Source organism: Terrabacter sp. BE26 (assembly GCF_041941675.1).
In the GTDB taxonomy this organism is placed as follows: domain Bacteria; phylum Actinomycetota; class Actinomycetes; order Actinomycetales; family Dermatophilaceae; genus Terrabacter.
In genome coordinates, this window is sequence record NZ_CP090122.1 from 978,947 (window position 1) to 1,003,573 (window position 24,627).

General features: G+C 72.4%; 23 protein-coding genes. 9 read left to right on the top strand and 14 right to left on the bottom strand.

What is annotated here, in order from left to right:
- Positions 1 to 29: 29 nt before the first annotated feature.
- The 3 genes from LQK93_RS04605 to LQK93_RS04615 all read left to right on the top strand — a co-directional run bounded on the left by LQK93_RS04605 (position 30) and on the right by LQK93_RS04615 (position 3,170).
- Complete coding sequence (locus tag LQK93_RS04605) at positions 30 to 1,850, top strand: GAF domain-containing sensor histidine kinase (protein ID WP_374970374.1); 1,821 nt, start codon at positions 30 to 32, stop codon at positions 1,848 to 1,850.
- Positions 1,847 to 2,533: a response regulator gene (locus LQK93_RS04610; protein WP_374970375.1), complete on the top strand. Its 687-nt coding sequence runs from the start codon at positions 1,847 to 1,849 to the stop codon at positions 2,531 to 2,533. The genes LQK93_RS04605 and LQK93_RS04610 overlap by 4 nt, the downstream gene beginning before the upstream one ends.
- A 358-nt stretch (positions 2,534 to 2,891) precedes the next feature.
- Positions 2,892 to 3,170 carry an ANTAR domain-containing protein gene (locus LQK93_RS04615; RefSeq protein WP_374970376.1) on the top strand — a complete coding sequence of 93 codons (279 nt, stop codon included), beginning with the start codon at positions 2,892 to 2,894 and terminating at the stop codon, positions 3,168 to 3,170.
- A gap of 13 nt (positions 3,171 to 3,183) precedes the next feature.
- On the opposite strand, the gene LQK93_RS04620 is transcribed toward LQK93_RS04615, so the two are convergent.
- Entirely contained in the window at positions 3,184 to 4,023 is an 840-nt protein-coding gene (locus LQK93_RS04620; RefSeq protein WP_374970377.1) for an aldo/keto reductase, read from the bottom strand.
- A gap of 140 nt (positions 4,024 to 4,163) precedes the next feature.
- Between LQK93_RS04620 and LQK93_RS04625 the strand changes: the two genes are divergently transcribed.
- From LQK93_RS04625 to LQK93_RS04635, 3 genes are all read left to right on the top strand, one after another.
- A complete protein-coding gene (locus LQK93_RS04625) occupies positions 4,164 to 5,132 on the top strand; it encodes an aldo/keto reductase (RefSeq protein ID WP_374970378.1) in 969 nt (322 codons plus the stop codon).
- 103 nt (positions 5,133 to 5,235) lie between these two features.
- A complete protein-coding gene (locus LQK93_RS04630) occupies positions 5,236 to 5,604 on the top strand; it encodes a YidH family protein (RefSeq protein ID WP_374970379.1) in 369 nt (122 codons plus the stop codon).
- Positions 5,601 to 5,933, top strand: coding sequence for a DUF202 domain-containing protein (locus LQK93_RS04635; protein ID WP_374970380.1), 333 nt, complete (start codon positions 5,601 to 5,603; stop codon positions 5,931 to 5,933). Before LQK93_RS04630 ends, LQK93_RS04635 begins: the two co-directional genes overlap by 4 nt.
- A gap of 120 nt (positions 5,934 to 6,053) precedes the next feature.
- Here LQK93_RS04635 and LQK93_RS04640 read toward each other — a convergent pair whose 3' ends face one another.
- The 9 genes from LQK93_RS04640 to LQK93_RS04680 all read right to left on the bottom strand — a co-directional run bounded on the left by LQK93_RS04640 (position 6,054) and on the right by LQK93_RS04680 (position 15,744).
- Complete coding sequence (locus LQK93_RS04640) at positions 6,054 to 8,048, bottom strand: alpha/beta-hydrolase family protein (RefSeq protein WP_374970381.1); 1,995 nt, start codon at positions 8,046 to 8,048, stop codon at positions 6,054 to 6,056.
- A gap of 226 nt (positions 8,049 to 8,274) precedes the next feature.
- Positions 8,275 to 9,429 (bottom strand): ABC transporter ATP-binding protein, encoded by a 1,155-nt coding sequence (locus LQK93_RS04645; protein WP_374970382.1) that lies wholly within the window; start codon positions 9,427 to 9,429, stop codon positions 8,275 to 8,277.
- Complete coding sequence (locus tag LQK93_RS04650) at positions 9,426 to 11,042, bottom strand: ABC transporter permease (RefSeq protein ID WP_374970383.1); 1,617 nt, start codon at positions 11,040 to 11,042, stop codon at positions 9,426 to 9,428. The genes LQK93_RS04645 and LQK93_RS04650 overlap by 4 nt, the downstream gene beginning before the upstream one ends.
- Before the next feature lie 7 nt (positions 11,043 to 11,049).
- Positions 11,050 to 12,087, bottom strand: a complete 1,038-nt coding sequence (locus LQK93_RS04655; protein WP_374970384.1) for an iron ABC transporter substrate-binding protein — start codon at positions 12,085 to 12,087, stop codon at positions 11,050 to 11,052.
- A gap of 119 nt (positions 12,088 to 12,206) precedes the next feature.
- Positions 12,207 to 13,028 carry an amino acid ABC transporter ATP-binding protein gene (locus LQK93_RS04660; protein ID WP_374970385.1) on the bottom strand — a complete coding sequence of 274 codons (822 nt, stop codon included), beginning with the start codon at positions 13,026 to 13,028 and terminating at the stop codon, positions 12,207 to 12,209.
- A complete protein-coding gene (locus LQK93_RS04665; protein ID WP_374970386.1) occupies positions 13,028 to 13,813 on the bottom strand; it encodes an amino acid ABC transporter permease in 786 nt (261 codons plus the stop codon). Before LQK93_RS04665 ends, LQK93_RS04660 begins: the two co-directional genes overlap by 1 nt.
- A gap of 69 nt (positions 13,814 to 13,882) precedes the next feature.
- Positions 13,883 to 14,710, bottom strand: coding sequence for an ABC transporter substrate-binding protein (locus tag LQK93_RS04670; RefSeq protein WP_374970387.1), 828 nt, complete (start codon positions 14,708 to 14,710; stop codon positions 13,883 to 13,885).
- A gap of 250 nt (positions 14,711 to 14,960) precedes the next feature.
- Positions 14,961 to 15,530 carry an NADPH-dependent FMN reductase gene (locus LQK93_RS04675; protein ID WP_374970388.1) on the bottom strand — a complete coding sequence of 190 codons (570 nt, stop codon included), beginning with the start codon at positions 15,528 to 15,530 and terminating at the stop codon, positions 14,961 to 14,963.
- A 61-nt stretch (positions 15,531 to 15,591) separates the two neighbouring features.
- The gene (locus LQK93_RS04680) at positions 15,592 to 15,744 is read right to left on the bottom strand and encodes a hypothetical protein (RefSeq protein ID WP_374970389.1); all 153 of its coding nucleotides are present in this window, start codon (positions 15,742 to 15,744) and stop codon (positions 15,592 to 15,594) included.
- A 439-nt stretch (positions 15,745 to 16,183) separates the two neighbouring features.
- Between LQK93_RS04680 and LQK93_RS04685 the strand changes: the two genes are divergently transcribed.
- Positions 16,184 to 16,381 carry a hypothetical protein gene (locus LQK93_RS04685; RefSeq protein WP_374970390.1) on the top strand — a complete coding sequence of 66 codons (198 nt, stop codon included), beginning with the start codon at positions 16,184 to 16,186 and terminating at the stop codon, positions 16,379 to 16,381.
- A 713-nt stretch (positions 16,382 to 17,094) separates the two neighbouring features.
- Here the strand turns inward: LQK93_RS04685 and LQK93_RS04690 are convergent.
- Both LQK93_RS04690 and LQK93_RS04695 read right to left on the bottom strand, forming a co-directional pair.
- A complete protein-coding gene (locus LQK93_RS04690) occupies positions 17,095 to 17,997 on the bottom strand; it encodes a hypothetical protein (protein ID WP_374970391.1) in 903 nt (300 codons plus the stop codon).
- 88 nt (positions 17,998 to 18,085) lie between these two features.
- Positions 18,086 to 18,340, bottom strand: coding sequence for a hypothetical protein (locus tag LQK93_RS04695; RefSeq protein WP_374970392.1), 255 nt, complete (start codon positions 18,338 to 18,340; stop codon positions 18,086 to 18,088).
- A gap of 573 nt (positions 18,341 to 18,913) precedes the next feature.
- Between LQK93_RS04695 and LQK93_RS04700 the strand changes: the two genes are divergently transcribed.
- A complete protein-coding gene (locus LQK93_RS04700) occupies positions 18,914 to 19,855 on the top strand; it encodes a DUF222 domain-containing protein (protein ID WP_374970393.1) in 942 nt (313 codons plus the stop codon).
- The gene (locus tag LQK93_RS04705; protein WP_374970394.1) at positions 19,834 to 20,325 is read left to right on the top strand and encodes a DUF222 domain-containing protein; all 492 of its coding nucleotides are present in this window, start codon (positions 19,834 to 19,836) and stop codon (positions 20,323 to 20,325) included. The genes LQK93_RS04700 and LQK93_RS04705 overlap by 22 nt, the downstream gene beginning before the upstream one ends.
- 176 nt (positions 20,326 to 20,501) lie before the next feature.
- Here the strand turns inward: LQK93_RS04705 and LQK93_RS04710 are convergent, their stop codons facing one another.
- Together LQK93_RS04710 and LQK93_RS04715 are read right to left on the bottom strand one after the other, a co-directional pair.
- Entirely contained in the window at positions 20,502 to 23,981 is a 3,480-nt protein-coding gene (locus tag LQK93_RS04710) for an ATP-binding cassette domain-containing protein (RefSeq protein WP_374970395.1), read from the bottom strand.
- Between the two features lie 244 nt (positions 23,982 to 24,225).
- Positions 24,226 to 24,462, bottom strand: a complete 237-nt coding sequence (locus LQK93_RS04715) for a DUF1059 domain-containing protein (RefSeq protein ID WP_374970396.1) — start codon at positions 24,460 to 24,462, stop codon at positions 24,226 to 24,228.
- Positions 24,463 to 24,627 lie beyond the last annotated feature (165 nt).

Below are 24,627 nucleotides of genomic sequence, written 5' to 3' on the forward strand. Positions count from 1 at the left end.
TCCGCGAACACGGCGGCCGCGATCTAGCCTTGGGGTATGACCGCGATCTGCACGACCTGCGGGCTGGGCTCTATGCCCCGGACGGCGCTCGCGGGCTGCTGATGGGCGACGGCGCCGAACCAGCAGCCGGTTCCCCCGGATCGGCCGAGGACCGGCTCCGCAGCCTGCTCGCGGCCAACCGCTCCGTCGTCTCCGAGCTCACCCTCTCCGCGGTCCTGCGGCGCATCGTCGAGGCGGCCCGCGACGTTGCCGGGGCCCGCTTCGCCGCCCTCGGGGTCGTCGGTGCGGACGGCCGGCTCGAGGAGTTCGTACACTCCGGCATGGAGGACTCGTCCGTCGCCCACGTCGGACACCCGCCCACAGGGGAGGGCATCCTCGGCCTGCTCATCGAGCAGCCGCAGCCCCTCCGGCTGCACGCCATCACCGATGACGCCCGGTCGGTGGGCTTTCCGCCTGGCCACCCCATGATGCGGGCCTTCCTCGGGGTGCCGGTGCTCTGCCGGGGAGAGGTCTTCGGCAACCTCTACCTCGCCGACCGCGTGGACGGGACGGACTTCACCGACGACGACGAGGAGCTCGTCGTGGCGCTCGCGGCCAGCGCCGGCGTGGCGATCGAGAACGCCAGGCTCTACGAGGAGTCGCGCCGGCGTCAGGAGTGGCTGCGCGCCTCGGCGGAGATCAGCAGCGACCTGCTGCGCCCCGGTCTCGGCAGCGACGTGCTCGTGCGCATCGCGGACGCCATGCTGCGCCTGGCCGACGCCGACGTCGTCACGCTGGACTTCCCAGAGGTCGGCGCCGTGCCGGGCGCCACCGGCGAAGCCACCGGAGCCTATGCCGTCCAGCTCGTCGTGGAGGTCGCGCGCGGCCCGGGAGCCGACGACCTGGTCGGGACGGCATACCCCGCCGAGCGGTCGCTCGCCGGCGTGGCCATGCGCGAGCGACGTGCCGTCGTCACCGGTCCCTCGTCCGGACGCTCGTCCGACGCCTCCTCGGACGCCGTGACACTGGCCGCGGTGGCCGGTCGAGGCCCGTGCGGCCCCGCGATGGCGTGCCCGCTGGCCGGCGAGGCCGGCGTGCGCGGCGTGGTCGTGATGGGCCGGAGGAAGGGGGCCCCGGTGTTCGCCCGGGCGGAGGCGGAGATGGCCGAGCAGCTGGCCAACCACGCGGCCATGGCGCTCGAGCTGGCCGACGGGCGTGCGGACGAGGAGCGCATCGCCGTGCTGGAGGACCGCCAGCGCATCGCCCGGGACCTGCACGACCACGTCATCCAGCGGATCTTCGCGACCGGTCTGTCGCTCGAGGCGGTGCGAGGCAGGGCCATCGAGCCCACCGTGCGCGAGACCCTCAGCCGCGCCGTCGAGGACCTGGACGGCACCATCCGCCGCATCCGGTCGGCGATCTTCGAGCTGCAGGTGCACCCGGCCTCCAGGGACGCCCGGGCGGTGCTGCTCGAGGTGATGGCGTCGGCCTCGGCAGGCCTTGGTTTCGAGCCGGCCCTCAGGCTGGACGGTCCCGTCGCCACGGCACTGGAGCCCGCCCTGCTCCACGACGTGACGGCCGTGCTGCGCGAGGGCCTGACGAACGTCGTCAAGCACTCGCACTGCTCTGCCGTCGACGTCCACGTCGCGGTCTCCGACAACTACGTGACGGTCGAGGTGAGCGACGATGGTCCCCTCGCCAACGGCGGGTCGGTCGACGCTCCCGCGCGCCCGCGCCGGCAACACGAGAGCGGCCTGGCGAACCTCGCGCGCCGGGCCCGCGCCCGGCACGGTGACTGCATCCTCACCACCAACGAGCGGGTGACGGTGCTGACGTGGACTGCTCGGCTGACCGATGGAGGGAGCCGGTGAGCGGACACGAGAACGAGCCGGTGACGATCTTCCTGCTCGACGACCACGAGATCGTGCGCCGCGGCCTGGTGGACCTGCTCGAGGCGCACGACGGCTTCCGGGTCGTGGGCGAGGCGGGCACGGCCGCCGAGGCCCGGCGCCGGATACCGACCCTCGCCCCGCGGGTGGCGCTGCTCGACGCACGGCTGCCAGACGGGAGCGGCATCGACGTCTGCCGGGACGTGCAGATGAGCAGTCCGGGCACCCGCTGCCTCATCCTGACCTCCTACGACGACGACGACGCCCTCTTCGCCGCCGTCATGGCAGGGGCCTCGGGCTACCTGCTCAAGCAGATCCGCGGACCATCGCTGACGGAGGCGGTCGAGCACGTGGCGTCGGGCCACTCCCTCATCGACCCAGCCCTCGTGGAGCGCCTCCTCGTGCGCCTGCGCAGCCCCGAGCAGGAGGCCCAACCGTCGGCCCACTCCGACGCGTTGACCGACCGCGAGCAGGAGATCCTCGGCCTCATCGCCGAGGGGCTGACCAACCGGCAGATCGGTGCGCGGCTGCACCTCGCCGAGAAGACCGTCAAGAACTACGTCTCGGGGCTGCTCGCCAAGCTCGGCTTCGAGCGCCGCACGCAGGCCGCCGTCTACGGAGCCCAGCACCACGAGGACGTCGCTTCGCCACCCGAGCACCCGTAACGGCATACGGAAGCAGCGCGCTGGTGACGCCGTGGTGAGGGGCGCCGAGAAGGGGCACGTGGGAAGGCGGACGAGAGCGGCGTGCCGGGTGTAACGCCCCGGGCAGGCCAGCGATGGTGCGGATGAGGTGGCACCCGACCCCCCGAGCGGGTGCCGCCTCACCGGTCCGCCACCATCCGGGATCGCGCGAATCCTGGCCCCCTCCCCCGGCGTCACTGTCGGTCCTCTCGCCTAGGCTTGGCAGTTCACCGGCCGGGGTCGAGACGAGGCTGCTGGCCGGGTGACGAAGGAGCAGTCCATGGAGCCAGAGGCCCTGACGGGCACATCACCATCGGAAGGGGTCGACTCGGCTTTCGGGATGACGGGAGACGGTCCCGGGCTGCTCACCCCTGTCGAGTGCTACCTGCTCGACGCCCTCGAACGCCTCGACGCGGCAGAGTCGCGGGCGATCCAGCTGGAGGCGGCGCTCTCCCACAGCCGGGACATCGGTGCGGCCATCGGCATCCTCATGGGCCTGGGCCGGCTCACCCGTGAGCAGGCGTTCGAGCAGCTGCGGAGGGCCAGCATGGCGCGCAACGTCAAGCTGCACGTCCTCGCCACCCAGGTCGTCGAGACGGGGTCGCTCGACCCCCTCTGACACCAGGGCTGCGTCACATCTCCTCGTGGGTCTCCGGGTCGCCTCCGAAGAGCCGGCCCTCCGTGCTCCCGAGCCCCGTGATGGCGCGCACCTCCTGCGGGCTCAGCTCGAAGGAGAAGACGTCGAGGTTGGTGCGCTGGCGCTCGGCGTCGGCCGACTTGGGCAGTGGCACGACCCCGAGCTGCACGTGCCAGCGCAGGATCACCTGGGCCGGCGTGACGCCGTGCGCCTCGGCCGCCGCCACCACCGGGTCGGCGTCGAAGGGTGCGTCGCGCTTGCCGAGCGGGCTCCACGCCTGCGTGAGGACGCCCATCCGCTCGTGGGCCGCGCGCAGCCGCTCCTGCGGGAACAGCGGGTGCAGCTCGACCTGGTTGACCACCGGGGTCACCCCCGTGGCGTCGACCACGTCGGCGAGGTGTCGCTCGGTGAAGTTGCTGACCCCGACCGAGCGCACGAGCCCGCGTCTCCGGCACTCCACCAGCGCCCGGTAGGCCTCGACGTAGAGACCGACGCTCGGGTTGGGCCAGTGGATGAGCGCCACGTCGACCTGCTCGCGCCCCATCCGCTCGAGGGAGCCCTCGACCGAGGCGATCGCCTTGTCGTACGCGTGGTCGCGTCCAGGCACCTTCGTCTGGACCACGATCTCCGCGCGAGGCACCCCGGACCTGCGGATCGCCTCGCCGACCTCGGCCTCGTTGCCGTAGTTGACCGCCGTGTCGAGCAGCCGGTAGCCCGCGTGGAGGGCCGACTCGACGGCGCGTATGCCGTCCTGCCCCTTGAGCGGGTACGTGCCGAAGCCGATGGCGGGCAGCGTCGTGCCGTCCGAGAGCGTGCGTTGCGGGACCGTCACCATGACGGCCAACCTACGCAGCGGCGACCGGGCCGGCGCAAGGGCAGGCGCAGGGGTGGGCTGGGCGACGGCGGGGTATGGCCCCCGGGTGCGGGTTCCCAACCCGGCACCACCTGCGAGCTCGAACCCGGAAGGACACCACCATGAAGTACACCCGCCTCGGACAGTCCGGTCTGGAGGTCAGCCGGATCGCGCTCGGCTGCATGAGCTTCGGCGACAGCAGCCGGGGCAACCACGCGTGGTCGCTGAGCGAGACCGACAGTGCGCCGCTCCTTCGTCAGGCAGTGGAGCTCGGCATCACCTTCTGGGACACCGCCAACGTCTACAGTGCCGGCTCGTCAGAGGAGATCGTCGGCCGGGCGATCAAGACCTACACCCGCCGTGAGGACGTGGTCCTCGCCACGAAGGTGCACGGGCGCATGCACGACGGTCCCGGCGGGGCAGGCCTGTCGCGCAAGGCGATCCTCGAGCAGATCGACGCCTCGCTGACCCGGCTGGGCACCGACTACGTCGACCTCTACCAGATCCACCGCTTCGACCCCGACACGCCGGTGGAGGAGACGATGGAGGCCCTGCACGACGTCGTCAAGGCGGGCAAGGCCCGCTACATCGGCGCCTCCTCGATGTGGGCGTGGCAGTTCGCGACGATGCAGCACGCCGCCGACCTCGGAGGGTGGACCCGGTTCGTCTCCATGCAGGACCAGTACTCCCTCATGCAGCGAGAGGAGGAGCGGGAGATGTTCCCCCTGCTCGCCTTCCAGGGTGTCGGTGCCGTGCCGTGGAGCCCGCTCGCCCGTGGCAGGCTCGCCCGCCCGTGGGGCACCGAGACCAAACGCACCGGCAGCGACGCGTTCGGGCAGACGCTCTTCTCCGACCGCGACAAGCCGATCGCCGACGCCGTCGAGCAGGTCGCCAAGGCCCGCGGCATCCCGATGGCACAGGTGGCACTGGCCTGGGTGCTGCGGCATCCGGTGGTCAGCGCACCCATCGTGGGGCCCACCAAGAAGCACCACCTGGCCGACGCCGTCGCCGCACTCGACGTCGAGCTCACGGACGAGGAGGTCGCCGCCCTGGAGGCGCCGTACACCCCGCGCGAGCCGACCGGCTTCTGACCGCGCTCGAACAGGGCGGAGACACGGCCCGCAAGCAGTGCGGGGCGGTGCGGGATGATCGGGACGTCGCACACCCGCGGCCTGGTTCGACGAGGAGGACACCGTGGCGACCGATGACCGCCGACGCTTCCCGCGCTCGGTCTTCGAGGGGGGCGAGGACCCGGACCCGCGGTTCAGTCTGGCCAACGAGCGCACCTTCCTCGCCTGGATCCGCACCGGCCTCGCCTTCGTCGCCGCCGGCCTGGCGCTCGAGGCGCTGCAGGTGCCGGTGCCGTCGTGGCTGCGCGTCACCATCGCGGTCATCCTCGTCCTCGCGGGCCTCGCGGCCACCATCCAGGCTTGGCTGTCGTGGGTGCGCACCGAGCGCGCGATGCGTCACCTCACGCCACTGCCCTCCTCGGGCCTCAAGCTGCCCATCGCCGTCATGCTGGGCATCGTGGCGGTGGCCGTCCTCATCGCGGTGCTGCTGTGAGCCGACCGGCCGAGGTCGGCATGCAGGCCGAGCGCACCTCGCTCGCCTGGCGCCGCACCTCCCTCTCGGTCACCGTCGGCTCCCTCGTCGGACTGCGCGTGCTCCCGCCACAGCTGGGCGCCCTCGGGTATGCCGTGTCGGCCCTCGGCCTGGCGTGGGGCCTCGACCTCGTGCTCACCGCACGGCGGCGCTACCGCGACGGGGCACGGCTTCTCTGCGCGCGAGCCGGCGCCACCCGCGCCGGCGCCAGCGTCGTGCGGACCGCGCTCACCACTGGGGTGTTCGGCGTCGGGGCGCTCGCCATGGTCGTGTTGGTCGCCCTGCGCTGACGGCTCGACCCCGCCTGTCGCATCCCTCTCGCACACGGCATACGGGGTCGGTCTGGTCAGCGTCCCTTCTTGAGCCCGGCGTGCCCGGCGAGCGCCGCGTCGCCCGCCATTCGCACGCCGTCAGGAGAAGGCGCCCTCGCGATACGCCTCCCGCTGGCGCACCGCCTGCTGGATCGCCGCCATCTGCTCGTCGGTGCAGTGCAGGCCGTAGACGTCGCGCACGAACTCGGGCAGGTCGGCGCGGTAGTCGTGCGCCCACGCCCGGAACGCCCCGGGGACCTGGGCGTTCTTCATGTCGACGAGCGTCTGGAAGAACGTCGTGACGGGACGCCACCGCATACCGGCCGGTATGCCGCGTGGTGACCTCCCCGGGACGTCCTCGTGGCGGGGGCGGCCGGGTCCCAGCCACGCGGGCCGGCGGTTGAGCAGGTCCAGGCCGAACTTCGTGACGCCGTCGTTGTCATGGCTGAGCAGGACGTAGCGCAGCCGCGAGCGTGCCTCCTCGCCGAGGGCGACGAGCTGCTCGTGGTCGTTGACCACGGCGACGAGCGAGGGGTCGACGTCGGGCCGGGCGGCTCCCGTGACCTCGTGCATCCACTTGCTGCCGCCCGGGGTACCGATCCACAGGGCCCGGTCGATGCCGAGCGCCTGCGGGCCGAGGGTGCCCCAGCCCAGGAGCACGTCCTGGCTGGTGTGCGCCCCGAGCGACTCGCCGAAGAGCACCACCTCGGGGCGGTCGTCCGGGTCCATGTCCCGGACGCGTTGCAGGATGCGCAGCCAGAGCAGGCGGTTCGCCTCCCGGGCGTCGCGGACCTTGCCGAGCGAGAGCGGCGACGGCCGCTTGGAGTACTGCATCGTGACGCTCGCGACGTCACCGCGTGTCAGGTACTGGGCGGCGGCGATCGCGACGTAGTTGACGTAGCCGGTACCGGTCGGCGACACGAGCATCAGCAACGAGCGCGACCAGGCGTTGGTGCGGTCCAGCTCGGCGATCGCGAGCTCGACGCGCTCCGTCGGCGTCGGGGCGCTGTCGAGACCCACGAAGACCTGCACGGGATGCGCGCGGGCCGGCTCGCCCATGACCGTCGAGATGGACATGTCGGCAGGGACCGTGCCGTCGGGCAGGACGGGGGGTGCCGCGACCCGCGCCGGGCGCACGTACGTGACGGCGTGCCGTCGCCCCTCGCGGCCGAGCGAGTCCCAGGAGACTAGGCTCGCCGGGTCGCCGCTCACCATGGGGTCGGTCCATACACCGGGCGCCGCCCGCATCCACGGGTCGACCGTCGTGGTCACCGCCTCCACGCGCTGCATGGCACGGGTCCACAGCGCGTTCAGGACGACCCAACCGGCGGCCACGAAGACCGCGTGCGAGGTGAGCTGCCAGCCCAGACCACTGCCGCTGCCCCGGGCGGCCCCCGGCGCCAGCCGTCGCACCTGTTGGGCGGTCCACCGCTCGGCCCATGCAGCGCCGTAGAGGATCGTGAGGACCCCCGCCCCGGCAGCCAGGCCACCGGCTCTGGGAATGTCGTCGGCCGGCTCCGCGACGCCCTCCCGGTCGTGCTGGGCACCGGTTGCACGGGCTCGCTCGATGACGGCCGAAGCGGCGAGACCCACGGGGACGGACAGCGGGAGGGCTGCGAGGCGTCCGTGCGCGCCGAGCGCCCGGTCCAGCCGGCGCATCCCGGCCGTGGCACCGATGAGCACCGTCCCGCTGAGGGCCGTGGCTCCCATCCGCCAGGCGAGCTGCCGCGCGAGGCCCTGCCTGGCCGTGTGCACGCCCTTGCGGTCGAGGTATGCGGTCACGCCGAGCCCCAGCGGCGCCATGGCCAGCTCGCAGCCGAGGGCTGCGACCGAGCTTCGGCGCTTCGCCGACCAGCCGTCGGGGAACAGCGACCAGGTGGTCGCCGCCGTGGCCGCGCCGCGAGCCACCACGTCGATGACGTCCTGCGACGTCAGCGCGAGCAGGTAGCTGGCGCCGGCGGACAGGCCGGTGATGAGGCCCTGGTCCTGCCAGGACCGCTTCGACAGCGAGGGGGCGAGGGTCGCCGGTGTCACGACGGAGGCCATGACCAGCCCGACCTTCTGGCCCGTCTGCACGAAGTCCGACTGCTCCATGAGCCCCTCCTCGTCCCGGTGGCGTGCGAACCCGGCGTCGCACGCGCTCCTGGCTAGAGCGTGGCCTGCCTCGGGCGTCGGTCACTCACCCGTAGTGGATGATTCGCGGGACCGGGACCGGGACCGGGACCGGGACCGGGACCCGGACGGGAATCGGGGCCGGGATCGGGCCCGGGATCGGGACCGGTGGGCGCGGCCGGGTCGGTGCAGCCGGCGCGCAGCAGGCTCAGGGCTTCGGCGGGAAGGCGATCGCCTCGCCCTCGAGGCGCAGCCGCAGCTCGGTTCCCCTGGCTGCGATGAAGGCGCTGGAGTGGCGGATGCTGATCACCTGGCCCTCACGCGCCAGCGTCGAGGTCTCGCAGCCGGGCTCGCGCCCCGACGTCAGCTCGAGCCGCACCGTGCTCTCGGGACCGAAGTAGTCGGTGTCGAGGACGACGCCGCGGATGGGGCCGTGCTCGTCGACGCGAATCTGCTCGGGTCGGAGCATGAGCTGGACCCGTCCGCGCAGCGTCGTCGGGGCGAGCGGCACCGAGCCGAGTGAGCAGGACGCGCTGTCGCCGTCGACCCAGGCCTCGAGGAGGACGGCGTCGCCGAGGAACTCGGCCGTGGCCCGGTCGACCGGTCGGGTATAGACCTCGAGGGGGCTGTCGACCTGGGCGAGGAGACCCTCTCGCATGACGGCGACCTGGTCGGCGAAGGACAGGGCCTCGGCCTGGTCGTGGGTGACGAGGACGGTCGTGATGCCCGCATCGCGCAGCACCGCCCCGACGGTGCGCCGGGTGGCCACGCGCAGACCCGCGTCGAGCGCGGAGAAGGACTCGTCGAGCAGCATCAGCTCGGGCTCCCGGGCCAGCGCCCGCGCGAGCGCGACGCGCTGCTGCTGGCCGCCGGAGATCTCGTGCGGCCGGCGTTCGGCGAGAGCCGCGTCGAGCGACACCATCTCGAGCAGCTCCGCCACCCGGGTCCGGGTCGCGGACCGCCCCCTGGCACCCGTCGCCCGCTCCATGCCGAAGGCGATGTTCTGGCTCACGGTCAGGTGCGGGAAGAGGGCGCCGTCCTGGGCGACGTAGCCGACGTCGCGGTGGTGCGCCGGCACCCACTGGTCGCCGCCGGCGAGGCCTCGACCACTCAGCACGACCGTGCCGGCGTCGGCGCGCTCGAAGCCCGCGATCAGGCGCAGCAGGGTCGTCTTGCCGGAGCCGGACGGTCCGACGATCGCCGTGGTGCTGCCGGGCTCGACGGAGAGCGTGACGCCGCGCAGCACCTGCTGACCCCCGAAGCTCTTCGCGAGCCCGGCAACCTCGAGGCGTCCGCGCTCGGCCGGCGCGCTCGTGGCTGTCGCAGGGTCGCTCGACGCGTGAGGCCTGGCTGTCGATGTCATTGTCCGGCCGCTTTCTTCGACTGCTGGAAGAGCAGGTAGGTCATGGGCGCGGAGAGCACCACCATGAGCAGGGCGTAGGGCGCGGCGCCGGCGTAGTCGATCTCGCTGCTCTTGGCCCAGAACTGGGTCGCAAGCGTCCGCGTGCCGTTGGGCGAGAGGAGCAGGGTCGCGGTCAGCTCGTTGACGATGGCGAGGAAGACGAGGGCCGCTCCCCCGGCCGCGGCGGGTGCCGCGAGACGCAGGGTGACCCGCACGAACGCGAGGAAGGGGCGCACGCCGAGCGCCTGGGCGGCCTCCTCCAGCTCGCGCGGCGCCTGGGCCAGACCCGAGCGCAGGCTGACGAGGGCGCGTGGCAGGAAGAGCAGGACGTAGGCGGCCACCAGCACGAACGCCGTCTGGTAGACGGAGGGGAAGAGCCGGATGCTGACGGTCACGAAGGCGAGGCCCACGACGATGCCGGGCATTGAGCTCGTCACGTAGTTGGACAGCTCGAGCGAGCGGGTGAACCAGCTCGGGCGGCGCACCGCGAGGAAGGCCATCGGGAAGGCGACCACAGTCGTCGCCGCGGCCCCGACCAGGCCGTAGAGCAGGGTCTGCACGAGGGCCGGCAGGAGCTCGTCCGGCGCCCAGATCGCCGAGCCGCCGAGGACCACCCAGCGCACGACGAACCACATCGGCACGCCGACGGCGAGCACGACGAGGAGCAGCAGCGCGAGCTGCGCCGGCATGTGGAGGCGGCCCAGCGGCATACGGCCGGGGGCAGCCTGCCCGCCCGAGCCGACCCGGGCGTAGCGCGCCGTGCCCCGGCTGCGGACCTCGGCGACGAGCAGCAGCAGGCACAGCACCACCAGCACGCTGGCGAGCATGTTTCCGGCGGCGCCGTTGAAGGTGGACTGGAACTGCACCATGATCGCCGTCGTGAAGGTGTCGAAGCGGATCATCGCGAAGGCGCCGTACTCGGACAGCAGGTGCAGTCCGACGAGCAGCGCGCCGCCGGTGATGGCCAGGCGCAGCTGCGGCAGCACGACGCGGCGGAAGACCTGCCACGGCCCGAGCCCGACCGAGGCCGCCGACTCCTCCAGCGCCGGGTCGAGGCGGCTCAGGGTCGCGGCCGCCGGGATGTAGACCAGCGGAAAGTACGACAGCACGGAGATGAGCACTCCGGACCACAGGCCGGCGAGCGAGGGCACCGCGGAGACCCAGCCGTAGCTGTTGACGAACGCCGGGATGGCCAGCGGCGCGGCGAGCGCCAGGGCCCAGAACCGGTTGCCGCGCAGGCGGGTCCGCTCGACGAGCCAAGCGCCGCCGACGCCCAGCACGACGCAGAGCGGCACCGAGACGAGCATGAGCAGGACCGTGTTGAGCAGCAGCTCGCCGACCCGGGCCCGGAAGATCAGCTTGACCGCGGTGTCCCATCCGGTCGTCGCGGTCACGACGGCGACGAAGCCGAGCGGCATCAGCGAGAAGAGCGCGATGAGCACGGCGATGACCGCGAGGACGGGCGGTCGCCGACGCCCGGGCGCCGGGCCCGGGCGGGTGCCCGGGCCCGGCGCTGCAGCCGTGCCGACGACGGTCGCGCGGCGCGCGTCCGGTGCGGTCAGGTCAGTGGTCACGCGACAACTACAGCAGACCGGCCTTGGTCATCAGATCGGTGACCGCGGCGGAGTTGAGCTTGGCCGGATCGACTCTCGGCGCCTGGAGGTCCTTCAGGGGCACGAGGGCCGGGTTCGAGGGCACGCCCGAGCCGACCGCGTACTCGAACGACGTCCCCTTCTGGAGCACCTCCTGGCCGGCCTTGCCGGTGATGAACTTCAGCAGCGACTGCGCTGCGGCGGCGTTCTTCGACGACTTGAGCACGCCTCCGCCGGACACCGAGACGAAGGCGCCCGGGTCCTGGTGCTTGAAGTAGTGCGTGCCGACGTTGGCCGAGTTCTCGCCGGTCTTGGCCTGGTCGCCGTAGTAGTAGTAGTGGTAGATCAGCGCCGTGTCGACCTCGCCGGAGTTGACCGCCTTCATCGCGGTGCTGTTGCCCTTGTAGACCTTGGCGTTGGTCTTCATGGCGGTGAGCCAGTCGTTGGTGGCCGCCTCACCCTTCAGCTCGTGCAGGGCCGAGACGATGGCCTGGAAGTCGGCGCCCGACGGTGAGGCGGCCCAGCGGCCCTTCCACTCCGGCTTGGCGAGGTCGAGCATCGAGGCCGGGAGCTGGTTCTCCTGGAGCTTGCGCTTGTCGTAGACGAGGACCGTGGAGCGGGCCGCGATGCCGGTCCACTTGCCCGTCGAGGGACGGAACTCTGCGGGCACCTGGTCCAGAGTGGCCTTGTCGACGTCGGCGAAGAGGCCGGCGTTCTCGACCTGGGTCATCGCGGGGCTGTTCTCGGTGAGGAAGACGTCGGCCGGCGATGCCGCGCCCTCCTGCACGATCTGGTTGGACAGCTCGGTGTCGTCGCCGTTGCGCACGACCACCTTGATGCCGGTCTGCTTCGTGAATGCGTCGACCCAGTCCTTGGTCAGGCTCTCGTGCTGGGCGTTGTAGAGCGTGATCGAGCCCGGCTCGGCGGCGGAGCTGCCCCCGCTCGCGCCGGAGCCGCAGGCGCTCAGGACGAGCGCGCCGGCTGCCGCGGCGGCGACGCCGAGGGTGGGGTGGAGGCGAGAGGTCATGGGTGAGTTGCCTTCGTCGTGGGGGTAGGTAAGGCTTACCTTACACAGCCACCGCGGACATTCCACATCGGTGATCACTCCCCGGCGTTCCCCGCCAGGCCACCGGACGGCGTATGCCGTCAGAGCACCTGGGAGAGGAAGCGCTGGAGGCGCGCGGTGCGCGGGGCCTCGAAGAGCCGGTCCGGCTCCCCCGACTCGAGCACCCGCCCGCCGTCCATGAAGAGCACCTGCTGGGCGACGGACCGCGCGAAACCCATCTCGTGCGTGACCACGAGCATGGTCATGCCCTCGGCTGCGAGGTCGGCCATAGTGGCCAGCACGCCCTTGACGAGCTCGGGGTCCAGGGCCGAGGTGGCCTCGTCGAAGAGCATGACCTCCGGCTCCATGGCAAGGGCCCGCGCAATGGCGACGCGCTGCTGCTGGCCGCCCGAGAGGTTGCCGGGACGCACGTCCGCCTTGTGCGCCAGGCCCACGCGGTCGAGGTGGTGGTGGGCCCGCTCGGCCGCCTCGTCCTTGGACATCCCCTTGAGGTGGACGAGCCCGAGGGTGACGTTCTGGCGGACCGTCTGGTGCGGGAACAGGTTGAAGTGCTGGAACACCATCCCGACACGCTGACGCAGAGCGTCGGGGTCGTCGGCCATAACGCTTCGGCCGTCGAGCAGCACGTCGCCCTGGTCGGGCTCGAGAAGGCGGTTGACGACCCGCAGGAGCGTCGACTTGCCGGAGCCGGACGGCCCGATGACGCAGGCGGTGGTGGCAGCGGCGACGTCGAGGTCCACGCCGCGCAGCACCCGGTTCGAGCCGAAGGCCAGGTGGACGTCACGGGTGGCCACGGCGACCCCCGGGCGACTGCCGGACGGTGCGGCGGAGGCGGCGGCGGACGGCGCGGACGGCGCGGGCTGCGCGGACGACTCGCTGGTGGACGGGGAGACGGCGCTCATCAGGCCTCCTGGGGGACGGCTACGGTCGCGGGCAGGGAATCGTCGTCGTCCGGGTCGCCACCGCCGTGCGCGCCGTCGGCCTTGCGCCCCTCCCGCAGGCGCCGGTCGACCGCGTTGACTACGTGCGTCAGGGGCACGGTGATCAGCAGGTAGAACAGGCCGGCCAGCAGCAGCGCGGACTGGTTGCCGGAGTTGGCGGCGGCGTCCTGGCCGATGCGGAACAGGTCGCGTTGGCTGGCGAGCAGCCCGAGGAAGTAGACGAGCGAGGACTCCTTGACCAGCGCGATGAACTGGTTGACGAGAGCCGGCAGGACCCGGCGAACCCCCTGCGGGATGACGACCAGCCGCATGCCCGAGGTGCGGCTGAAGCCGAGGGCCCGGGCAGCCTCGAGCTGGCCACGGTCGACGCTCTGGATGCCGGAACGGAAGATCTCGCCGATGTAGGCGCTGGCGATCAGCGACAGGGCCAGGATCCCGAGCGGGTAGGGGTTCGGTCCCCAGATCCTCAGGCCGAGGGGCGACAGGCCCACGCCGATGAGCAGGATGGTCACCGCCGCGGGCAGGCCTCGGAAGACGTCCGTGTAGACCCGGGCGGGCCAGCGCAGCCAGCGGCGGGACGACAGGCCCGCCACGGCGAGCAACATCCCGAGCAGCGTGCCGATGACGGCCGACGACAACGCGAGGATGAGGGTGTTGACCAGGCCGACGCGCAGCAGGTCGGGCAGGGCGGCCCGCATGGCGTCCCAGTCGAGGAACGTCTCGCGCAACGTGTTCAGGACGTCCATGCGGCCCCTCTCCGGAGTTGGTGTGGTCTGTCGGTAGGCGTGTCGGTGTGGAGGGCTGGGCGGCGCCCGTTACTTCGCGGCCCCGGCGGTGCCGGGCTTGAAGGAGGCCGGGATCGCGCGGCCGGGGTAGTACTGCTTCTGCAGCTTGGCCCACGTGCCGTCGGCGACGACCTCGTCGATCCCCTTGTCCAGCGCAGCGCGCAGCTTGTCGTTGCCCGGCGCGACGGCATACGCCATGCCGCCCGGGTCGAGCTGCTTGGCCACGGACACGACCTTTCCGCCGGAGTCGGCAGCGGTCTTCTCGCCGATCTCGGCGGGCGTGATCCACGCGTCGGCGGTGCCGGCGCGCAGCTGGTTCAGGGCGGCGTTGTAGTCGGGGACGCGCACCGGGTTGAGGTTCTGGCGGGTCGCGTAGTCGTCCTGGACGGTGCCCTGCACGACCGCGACGCGCTTGCCGGCGAGCTGGTCGAAGGACGTGATGCTCGAGCCCTTCGGCACGTCGAGGCCGAGGAAGCCGAAGTCGTACTTGTTCGTGAAGTCGACGGTCTTCTTGCGGGCCTCGGTGATGCTGATCGAAGAGGAGCCGACGTCGAACTTGCCGGTCTTGACCTGCGCGAGGAGCGAGCTGAACTCGGTGCCGACGAACTCGACCTTGAGGCCGAGCTTGCCGGCGACGGCGGTCAGCAGGTCGTTGTCGAAGCCGGTGAAGGTGCCGTTCTTGATGTAGACGTTGGGCGGCGCGTCGGTCAGCGTGCCGGTGCGGAGCACACCGGGCTGCTGGAGCTTGTACGGGTTGTCCGCGGCCGCCTGACCGGTGGAGGAGCCGCCGCACGCGGTGAGCGACAGGGCTGCGAGGACGACCGCGGAGGCGGTGACGGCGCGCGTGGACGAGAGCATGGTGAGGGTCCTCCGGTGATGGACGGGGCGACGATCCCCGGGCACGCCGAGGACTGGCCGGCGTCGGTGCTGGTCTGACGCGAACGGGCGAGCCGCATACCGCTGGGCCGGTGGCGCCGCCGATGGGACGGGGGCGCGCAAGGCAGGCGGTAGCGCCGCACACGATCGCGTACGCCATGTTATAGGACAGGTAACGCCGGGTGATAATCGCCGTAGGTCGTCCGCCTTTCCCGGCAGCCCGGGGGGAGGCTCAGCTGCGCGGCAGGACCGTGAGGACGCGCTCGACGTGGTCCCGGAACTCGCCCATGAAGGCGGTCAGGAACGCCGCCGTCGTCTGGTCGGTGACCTCGCCGTCATCGGTGACCAGGCCGGGCGGGAACATGATGTAGGCCTCGGGCGCGGTCATCTGTCGGGCGTTGCAGAAGCTCAGGACGGCTCGCAGGCTCTGCTGCCCCACCGCGGTGCCGATCTGCCCCGGAGAGGCACCGATGACGGCGGCCGGCACGTGGTCGAACGAGTTCTGCCCCCAGGGCCGCGAGGCCCAGTCGATGGCGTTCTTGAGCGCCCCCGGAATGGAGCGGTTGTACTCCGGGCTGACGAAGAGCACGGCGTCGGACGCGGCGATCGCGTCCTTGAGGGCCTTCGCCTCCGGCGGGTAGTCGGAGTCGAAGTCGGGGCTGTAGAGAGGCAGGTTGCCGATGGGCAGCTCGGTGAACTCGAGTCCCTCTGGGGCCACCCGGATCAGCGCCTTGCTCAGCTGCCGGTTGATGGAGGTTGAGGACAGGCTGCCGACGAAGTAGCCGACCGAGTACGTACGCATGTGGATCTCCTTGGCTCACGGGACTTTCGGGACTTTGGGGACTGTCGGGGTTTTCGGGGTATCACTCGTCCGCGGGGCCCTCCTCCTCCTGCGCCTCGACGACCGCCGCGGCCGAGTTCTGGGGGTGCTGGGGCGCGCCGCCGTGGGAGCCTCTCGTCGCCTCGTCCGGCGTCCAACCCTTCCCGTCGGGCCGACCCTCGTCTGGCGCTGTCATCGTGGCGTCCGTGTCCGGGTCGAGGTCGGGGTCGTGACCCCGGCGCCGCCGGGCGCGCCGTCGTTGTCATTGCCCATGCCGAACGCGTACCCGCTGGGAGAGCGGCAAAGCAGGCTCGACCGGGGCGCCGCAGCCGCCCACTCCGGGGCCGCGTGGGCCCGCCTACGCGCGGGTGGGCCATCTTGGTCGACGAGCCGTATGCGTGCCGCGGGGCTCGTCGTCCCACGACCCCGGCCGTCAGTGAACCGGTCGTTCGTGAATTCCTACGTGAGGTCCGTCGAGCACCGAGGGGTCCGACCGCCTCGTGGACGCCCGCTGGCTCCTCGAGCGTCCGCCGCGACGACATCGCCCGGTGCGGGTACGTCCTCAGGGCACGTGTACTGCCCCTTCCGCCGTTGCTCTAACGGGCCTGGCGGTGCATCCACGAAGGAGAGCCACCATGCAGATCGACAAGCAGCAGATCCTCGAGCTCCTCCGCAACCGCGGGGACCAGCAGCAGGCCCAGCAGGCCGAGAGTGAGCTGCCCGACCAGGTCGACACCGACCAGCACGCCGACCTCCTCGGCAAGTTCGGCATCAACCCGCAGGAGCTGCTGAGCGGCGGCCTCGGCGACCTCGGAGGCAAGCTCGGCTTCTGACGCCGCGCACCGCAGCACGCGACCGCCGAGGGCTCACCTCGGCGGTCGCTGCTTTCCCCACTCCTGCACACCGTCCTACCGTCGAAGACTGTCGCCGCGACCGGGTTCGACTGGAAGAGGACGGCCGTCGGCCGACAATCCCGGCACCACGACGACCGTGACCGGCTGGCCAAGGATCTCAGCGACTGCGCGCGTCATGTCGAGGACCAGAGGGACGCAGACGCGGTGCTCGGCGACATCGACCGCAACTCTGCGTCTCGGGCCAGGGCGGCGGGTCGACGACGCCCCGCACCGAAGGCACTCAGGACCGGGAGCGCCGGCGCCGCACCACGTTCACGGCCACAGGCGCCGCCACGGCGATGAGGCCCGTGAGGCACCCGATCGGCAGCGCCAGGCAGCACCCACCGCAGGACACCCGGGTGCCGCCCGCCGTGGTCCTCGAGTAGCCGGGGATAGGGAACAGCCGGAACCGGCCGGGCTGCGCAGGTGACATGAGGGGCCTCTCGGGCTGGGGGTGTGCTGTGGGGTCCGCGTCCCGGCCCACGGGGCGCAGCCGCGGGAACCGGGACGGCCGGCGGGCTCTGACCCGCGAGTCCTGGCGGGGTGTGCCCTCGAGGGCACGCCAGCGGCTCGGTATGCCGTCCCGGGAGGAGTGGGACACGGCATACCGAGCCGTCGGGTGATCGAGCCGTCGGGGGGCGACGTTCGTGTGGTCAGACGTCGAGGGCGGCGCGGTCCACCTTGCGGTGGTAGTGCATCCCGGCTAGGCCGCCAAGGAGTGCGCCGAGCAGGCTCGCCACGGCGACGACGACGAGGGCGATGATGCCGCCCTTGCTCAGGGTGCCCCCGTCGACGGGGATGCGCGGGAAGCTGTTCAGCTGGCTCAGCACGTCGTACTTGCTGCCGGCGACGGCGGCCAGCCCGGCCACCACGAGCGCGATGACCACGGCCCACAGCCACACCGCCAGTCCCTGCTTCGCGCCGTCGAAGCGCGCCATCCGACCAGCCACGTAGCCGCCACAGAAGTACGCCACGAAGAGGATGACGAGCAGGAGGATGCCGCCGACGAGGCCCACGCTCTGGGGGTTCCGGCTCGCGTCGCTGGCAGCCTGGTCGACGTTCGTCGACGTCGCGACGCCGACGGCGGTGCCGGCGGCGGCCACGAGCGCAGTCAGCAGCACCGCCATGCCGGTGGCGGTCAGCCAGCCGAAGAAGGCGGAGCCGACCTTGACGCCGCCGAAGGCGTCCCGCTGGTCGAGGACGACGTCCTCGCGGGCAAGCCGCTCGGCCCGGTCCGCGGGCACGGTCTCGGCGACGAGGGTCTCGTCCCGGCGACCGTCCCGTAGCGTCTCGTCCTCCCGGTGCGAGCCGTGCAGTTCCTCCTCGGCGGCCCGTCCACGGCCGGTGGGTCCTGCTGCTGAGCTCATGGTGAGCTCCTCTCGTTGTCTGCTGGCACCGGCGGCGGTGGCCCCCGGGCGGTCGGGAGCGGTCGTCGGTGACGCCGGGCCCTCGGCCTCGATGCGCTGCTGGCGCACCTCCTCCGAGACGGTCTCCTGCTGAATCACCTGCTCCTTGACGAGACGTACCCGCTCGACCGGAACGGCCTGCTTGTCCACAAACCGGCTGCTCCTCGTGCAGCACCACCTCGCGCTCGCGGCACTCGTTCCCCGGCCGCGCCGGCAGGCGTCGAGCCGGGCGGACGGGTCACTCGCCGGCGGTGCCTTCGGCGTCGAAGACCCGAGCGGACATTGCCGCAGGACGGTCGTGGTAGAAGTCGTCGGCGGCCTGGGCCTCGAGCTCGTCCTGGCTCCCGTCACCGTGTGAGCGCGGGGCGTCGTGGGCCGCGTCCTGCTCGGGCTCCCGTTCCTCCGGCGTGCCTGCGAGAGGTGCACGTCGAACGGACGACTGGCTCTGCTGCGGAGGCTCCCCGCTCGACTCCAGATCCGGGTTGTCGGTCACCGGTCACTCCTTCCTCACGTCGTACGGCTGACATTGACGCCCTACCCAACCCGCCTCACCGACGTACCGCACCCGCTCGAGAAAACCTCGGTGGGCTGGCGCTCGCGCAGTGCGGAGAGCCGGGCGTCGCGGTCTCCCTACCCGCCCGTCGCCCGGCCAGGGACGAACTCTTCGGACAATCGGGCCTTTCCGCCCACCTCACAAGTCACTGTCGGCGGTCGAATGTATGTTCGACTCATGACTCCAGAACCATCGATGCTCGAGCTCCTCCGGAGCCGGCTGACCGACCTCGAGGCGCGCCAGCGCGCCACGGGCGGTGTCGCCGAGGCGGGGTTCTGGGAGCGCTTCGCGGGCCGTATGCCGTCTGCTTCCGCCGGTGCCACAGCTTCCTCGGCGGCGTCCGGGTCTCCCGCCGGGACTGCATTCAGCGCGAACGGTGAGCTGGCCGATCCGACGGGGCCACCGAGCCAGTCGGGCCAACCGAGTCAGACGGGTCGAACGAGTCGGGTACGCGGCATCCACCGGACCGGTGGCGCCGGGCGACGGGCTCGAGCCGGCGCAACGAGCAGGCCGGTGGCCCCGGCCACCCGACCGCAGGCCCTGTGCAGCGGGCCATGGGCCGACCTGGCCCCCGAGGACCTCGAGTCGCTGGACCTGGACCACGTCCGCTGGCTCGACGAAGCGGCCTTCGAGGAGATGGTCGAGGACCCGGCCTGGATCGAGTCGGTCAGCCGGCGCGCGGAGGCTCGTGCCGGACACGACGCGGGCGTCGGGAGCCATTGTGCCGCGGTCGACGCGGTCACGATGGAGGCGATGGCCGGGTTCGGCCTCTCGGCCCATGCCGAGGCCGACCTCACCGCGGCCGCCGAACGCGTCGCCGCGCAGCGCCGCACCCACGAGGTCACCCTCGTGACCATCGTCGCCGAGCTGGTCTCCCGCGGCATCAAGGCCCCCGAGGGCCTCTCGCGCACCGACTGGCTCCGCCGGCACGACCCCTCGTTGACCGCCGGACAAGCCAAGGCCCTCGCCACCGTCGGCACCGCCCTGACCGACGCCCGCTGGGCGCGGCTCCGGCTACTCGTGGCCACCCAACAGGTCACCGTCGGCAACGCCGCCCAGATCATCGACTTCCACACCCGCACAGCCCCCGTCGCCGACCCCGACGACCTCACCACCGCGCTCGGCGACCTCACCGACCAGGCCCCACGGCTACGGCCCGAGGAGCTCGCCCGCCTCGCCCGACACCACACCGAACAGATCCGGCCACCGCGCGACGAGCCCGACGACGAGGACCGGCTCGACCACCAACGACGCGCAGCCCGCGGCCTGTGGTTCACCCAGCCCACCCCCACCGGCATGGTCGGCATGCGCGGGGTCCTCGACCCCGAAGCAGCCGCCATCCTCAAGGCCGCCATCGACCCCCTCGCCGCCCCGACCCCCGTCACCGACGAGCACGGCCGCACCACCACCCCCGACGACCGCACGCCGGCTCGATGTCGATGGATGCCCTGCTGACCATCGTGCAGCGCGGCGTCGCCTCCGCCGACGGCATCCCGACCACCGACAAGGCCAAGGTCGTCGTCCTCATCGACTACGACACCCTCGTCGACGACGTGCGCGGCAGCGGCACCACCCTCACCGGCGACGTCCTCTCCCCCGGCGCCGTGCGCCGCATGGCCTGCGACGCCCAGATCATCCCCGTCGTCCTCGGCGGCGACAGCGCCCCGCTCGACATCGGCCGCAGCCGCCGCCTCTTCACCCGCAGCCAACGCCTGGCCCTCACCGCCCGCGACCAGGGCTGCAGCTACCCCGGCTGCACCGTCCCCGCCACCTGGTGCGACGCCCACCACGTCCTCCACTGGCGCCACGGCGGCCCCACCAGCGTGTCCAACGGCGCCCTGCTCTGCCAGCGACACCACACCCAGGTCCACGACCACGACCTCACCGCCACCGTCACCCCAACCGGCGTCACCTGGCACACCTGACTGCCCCGCCCCACACCCCGCCCACCCGCGCGGGGCCACCGGCACGTACGGGGACTCTTTCTGGCCTACTTTCCCGGGCGCGTCCCACCTCGGTCGGGTGACTGCGAGCGAGGACTTCAGGTCCCCGACGCATTCGGGACGCCCTATCACCGAGTCGTCCGTCCTGCGTCGAACGCTCAGCCGGCCAGGTGCCCCCAGGCGTCGGCGAGCTCGGTCCAGGGACCCACCGCGGCGACCTGGCCCTCGACCAGCACCACGACGCGGTCGGCTTGCGCCAGGGCAGCCCGCTTGGACGTGGCTCCGACGACGGTGGCACCGCGCTCGCGCAGGGTGGTCCAGAGCTCGATCTCGGTCGCCGAGTCGAGTGCTGAGGACACGTCGTCAGCGAGCAGCAGCTCGGCCTCGCAGGCGAGCGCGCGCGCGAGTGCCAGCCGCTGCACCTGCCCGCCCGACAGGCGGACACCGCGATGGCCGACCAGCGCCTCGGGTCCACCCGCTGCATCGACGTCGGCGCCCATGCGGGCGGCATGCAGCGCCGGCATCACCGCGCGGTCGGCGTGGTCGAGCCGGACGTTGTCGGTGAAGGTCCCCGAGAGCACGCGCGGCACCTGTGCGACGTGGGCCACCCGGCCGGGGCGCAGGAAAGCCTGCGGGTCTCGGACCGGCTCGCCGTTCCACCGGATCTCCCCGGTGGAGCCGACCAGCCCGGCCAGCGCCGACAGGAGGCTGGACTTGCCCGACCCGACCTGGCCGAGCAGCAGCACGAGCTCCCGCGACCGCACCGTCAGGTCGACGTCGGTGGCCCCCAGCGTCCCGTCGTCGTGGACCGCCGTGACACCCGCCAGCTCCAGCGTGCGCAGCGGCTCACGAGCCACGGGGGCGGGAGCCGGGGCCGCCCCCTCGACCAGGTCCACCCCCGGAGCGACCTTCATGAGGTCGCCCCCGCCGGCCAACCGGCTCGTGGCGCGCATCCACGCCTTCGTGCCCGGTGCCTCGGTGATGACCGAGCCGGCGACGCGCCCGAACCAGTCGAAGCCGTTGACCGCCCCCGCGACGAGCAACGCGGTGGCCAGCCCCCACTCCCCCATCACGAGAAGGGCCCAGGAAACAACGACGCCGCACTGCACCAGGACGATGGGCACGCCGTCGAGCAGGGCCTGCACACGGTGCTCGCGCACGGCGGCATCCACGCGGCCGGCATCCACCTCGCGCAGGTGGGCGTGGACGCTGGGCGTCGACGCGGCGAGCTTGACGGTGCGCACCGAGTCGAGCGCCGACACGAGCGAGCGCCCGAAGGTCGCGCGCGCTGCGGCAGAGGCGGTGGCGGAGCGACCGGCGACCCGCCGTCCGAGCGAGGAGGCCAGCGCGGAGGCCACCATCACCCCAAGCAGGACGGCACCGGCCACCCAGCTGCCGGCCACGGCCGCCGTCACCCCCGCGATGACGAGGCCGTTGACGAAGTCCACCCAGCGGTCGGCATAGCGCGCGAGGCGGTCGGCGTCCATGGTTCGGGCGACTGCCTCACCCGGCGGTGTCGGCTCCAGCCGGTGCTGCGAGGTCTGGCCGACGAGCACCGCCGAGCGGGCGAAGCGGCGGAACGCCTCGGCGAGCAGGAGCGGCGACAGCATCAGGGAGCCGACGAGCGCGACGGTCAGTGCCGTGGGGCTCGCCCCCTGCTGCAGGGCGACGACGAGGTGTCCCCAGATCCAGCCCGTCAGAGCGCCGAAGGCGCCCGTGAGGGCCGAGCCGAGGAAGAGGCCGATGCTGACCAGGCCCCACTGCGGCTCGATGAACATCGCCGACAGCGTGGCTCGGGCCAGGCCCGGCGTCGGCTCGAGCTCCGGGGCGGGAGGCGGCGGGCCGGTGCGGCGGGCGGTGCCCACCTGCCCGGCGGTCGCGGGCGCTGCCCCGACGCCGTCACCGACCTCCGCGGACGCCTCGAGCAGTGCCCGGAAGGGGCCGTCCTGCGCGGCCAGGCCGCGGCGCGGGCCCTGCTGCACCACGCGGCCGCCGTCGAGGACCGCGACCTGCTCGGCACGCTCGGTCGTCGAGAGCCGGTGCGCGACGAGAAGCCCGGTGCGGCCGGCCAGCAGCCGTTCGGCGGCCCGGACGACCTGCGTCTCGGTCACCCGGTCCATGCGGGCCGTCGCCTCGTCGAGGACCACCACGCGGACGTCACGGACGAGCAGCCGCGCGAAGGCGACCAGCTGCTCCTCCCCCGACGACAGGGTGGTGCCGCCCGGCCCCAGCACGGTGTCGAGCCCCGCGGGCAGGCCGACCACCCACTCGTCCAGCCCCAGCTCGGTGACCGCGCCCTCCACCTGCGCCCGTGACACCGGCTCGAACAGCGTGATGTTCTCCGCGAGCGTGCCGGCCAGGATCTCGGTCCGCTGGGTGACCACGCCGACGGCGGAGCGCAGCTGCTGCAGGTCCACGTCGAGGACGTCGACGCCGCCGAGCAGCACCGTGCCGCGCTCGGGCTCGACCGCCCTCGACAGCAGCGACGCCAACGTCGACTTGCCGGAGCCGGTGCGTCCCACGAGCGCACACGTCGTGCCGGCGGGGACGCGTAGGTCGACCTGCTGCAGGGCGAAGCGGCCCCCGGCATACGCAAAGTGCAGGTCGGAGAAGGCGATGTCGAGCGGCCCCGGCGGCAGGGCCGCCCCGCCGACCGGCTCGCGCTCGGCGTCGAGCAGGCCGCGCAGCCTCAGCACCGCACCGAAGCCGGCCTGCAGGTCAGGCAGGTGCCGGGCGAGCATGTCGACCTGCCCGACGAACATGGTGGTGACGAGGAAGAGCGTCACGAGGGCGGCCGTCGTCAGGCGGTCGCCCACGACGAGGGCAACCCCGACGAGCGCGGTGCCGGCGAGAGCGGCGTGCAGCAGGCTGCCGGTGCGCCGCCCGATGCGGCTCTCGAGGCCGAGGACCACGGCGAAGCGGCGGTGCACGGTGGCGGCCAGCTCGGTGCACCGGCGCACGACATGGGCCTGGCCGAGGCTGGCGCGCAGGTCGTCGCGAGCGGCCACACCCTCCTCGAGTGCCGCGGCATGGTCGGTCCAGGCCATCTCCTCCTCGACCTTGCGGGCCGAGACCTGGGGCAGCAGCGACCGCACGACGGCGACGGCGCCCAGGCCGGCGATTGGGAAGAGGAAGAAGGCAGGCCACCAGGTCGTGCCGGCGACGATCCACAGCGGACCGGAGGCCAGCACCGTGCGGATGGCCTGCCAGGCGCTCTGTCGCAGCAGCGCACCGACCTCGTGCGTGTCGTCGTCGACGCGGTCGAGGACCTCTCCCACCGCCTGGTCGTTCAGGGCAGACAGGGGCTGGTGCATCGCGGCATCGAGCAGGTCGGCGCGCAGACGCCCCTCGGCGCGGTCGACCGAGCCGGCCCAGAGCGTACGTCCCGTGGTGTCGAGCAGGGCCGCGCCGACCACGCACAGCGCGAGCAGCTCGACGAGCGCGGTGGTCGCATGCTCGGCCAGGCGGCCGGCGACCAGGGACCCGACGGAGGAGCCGACCGCGGCGATGGCACAGGCCGCGAGCGCCCACACCGACACCGGGTTGCGCAGCCGCCGCCAGTCGACCGTGCGGTGGACGTCGTGGGCCGGCGCGGGAACCGACACCGGCCGCTGCGAGTCGAGTCGGGTGGAGGTCACTGTCCTGACGATATGGCCAGGCACCGACAGCGTCGCGGCATTTTCCGGGCGCCCATCAGTCCTCACCCCTGGCGTATGCCGCCCGCCTCCGAGCGCGGCTCCGCGCCGTCGCTCCGGGCGGGGTCGACGTCCCTCGTCCGCGGGCCGGCTCGTCTCACCGGTGGCGCTTACCCTCCCGGGCGCAGCCCAACGGCGATGTCCTGTTCACGAGCGCTCGAAGCGGCCGCCATGACCGCGACGGTCCTCAGCTCACCGGGAGGCGCTCGAAGGCCGCCTTCGTGTCGCGGTACCAGCCCATCGACTTGCGCGGGTGCCGCCAGCGGGACTTCATGGCGTCGCGAGCCTCCTGGTGGGTCGCGTCCCCGGCTTGCTCCGCCTCCTTGAGGTGTCGGTCCTGGGCCTTGATGATCTCGTCGGCGTTCTCGCCGCGGTGCTCGAGGTCGCAGGGTCCACCGAGGTCACGGCAGCTCATCGTCTTCATGGTTTGACTCCGTTCGTTGGTGCCTTGCGTTGGTGTCTTGCGTTGGTGTCTTGCGTTGCTAGCCTGCGTTGGCGTTATGCGTGTCCTTTGTCGGTGCTCTCCGTTGGTGTTCTGCGATGGTGACGAACGGGGCGCGCGAAGTGTGACAGCGGCGACCTGGCCGGC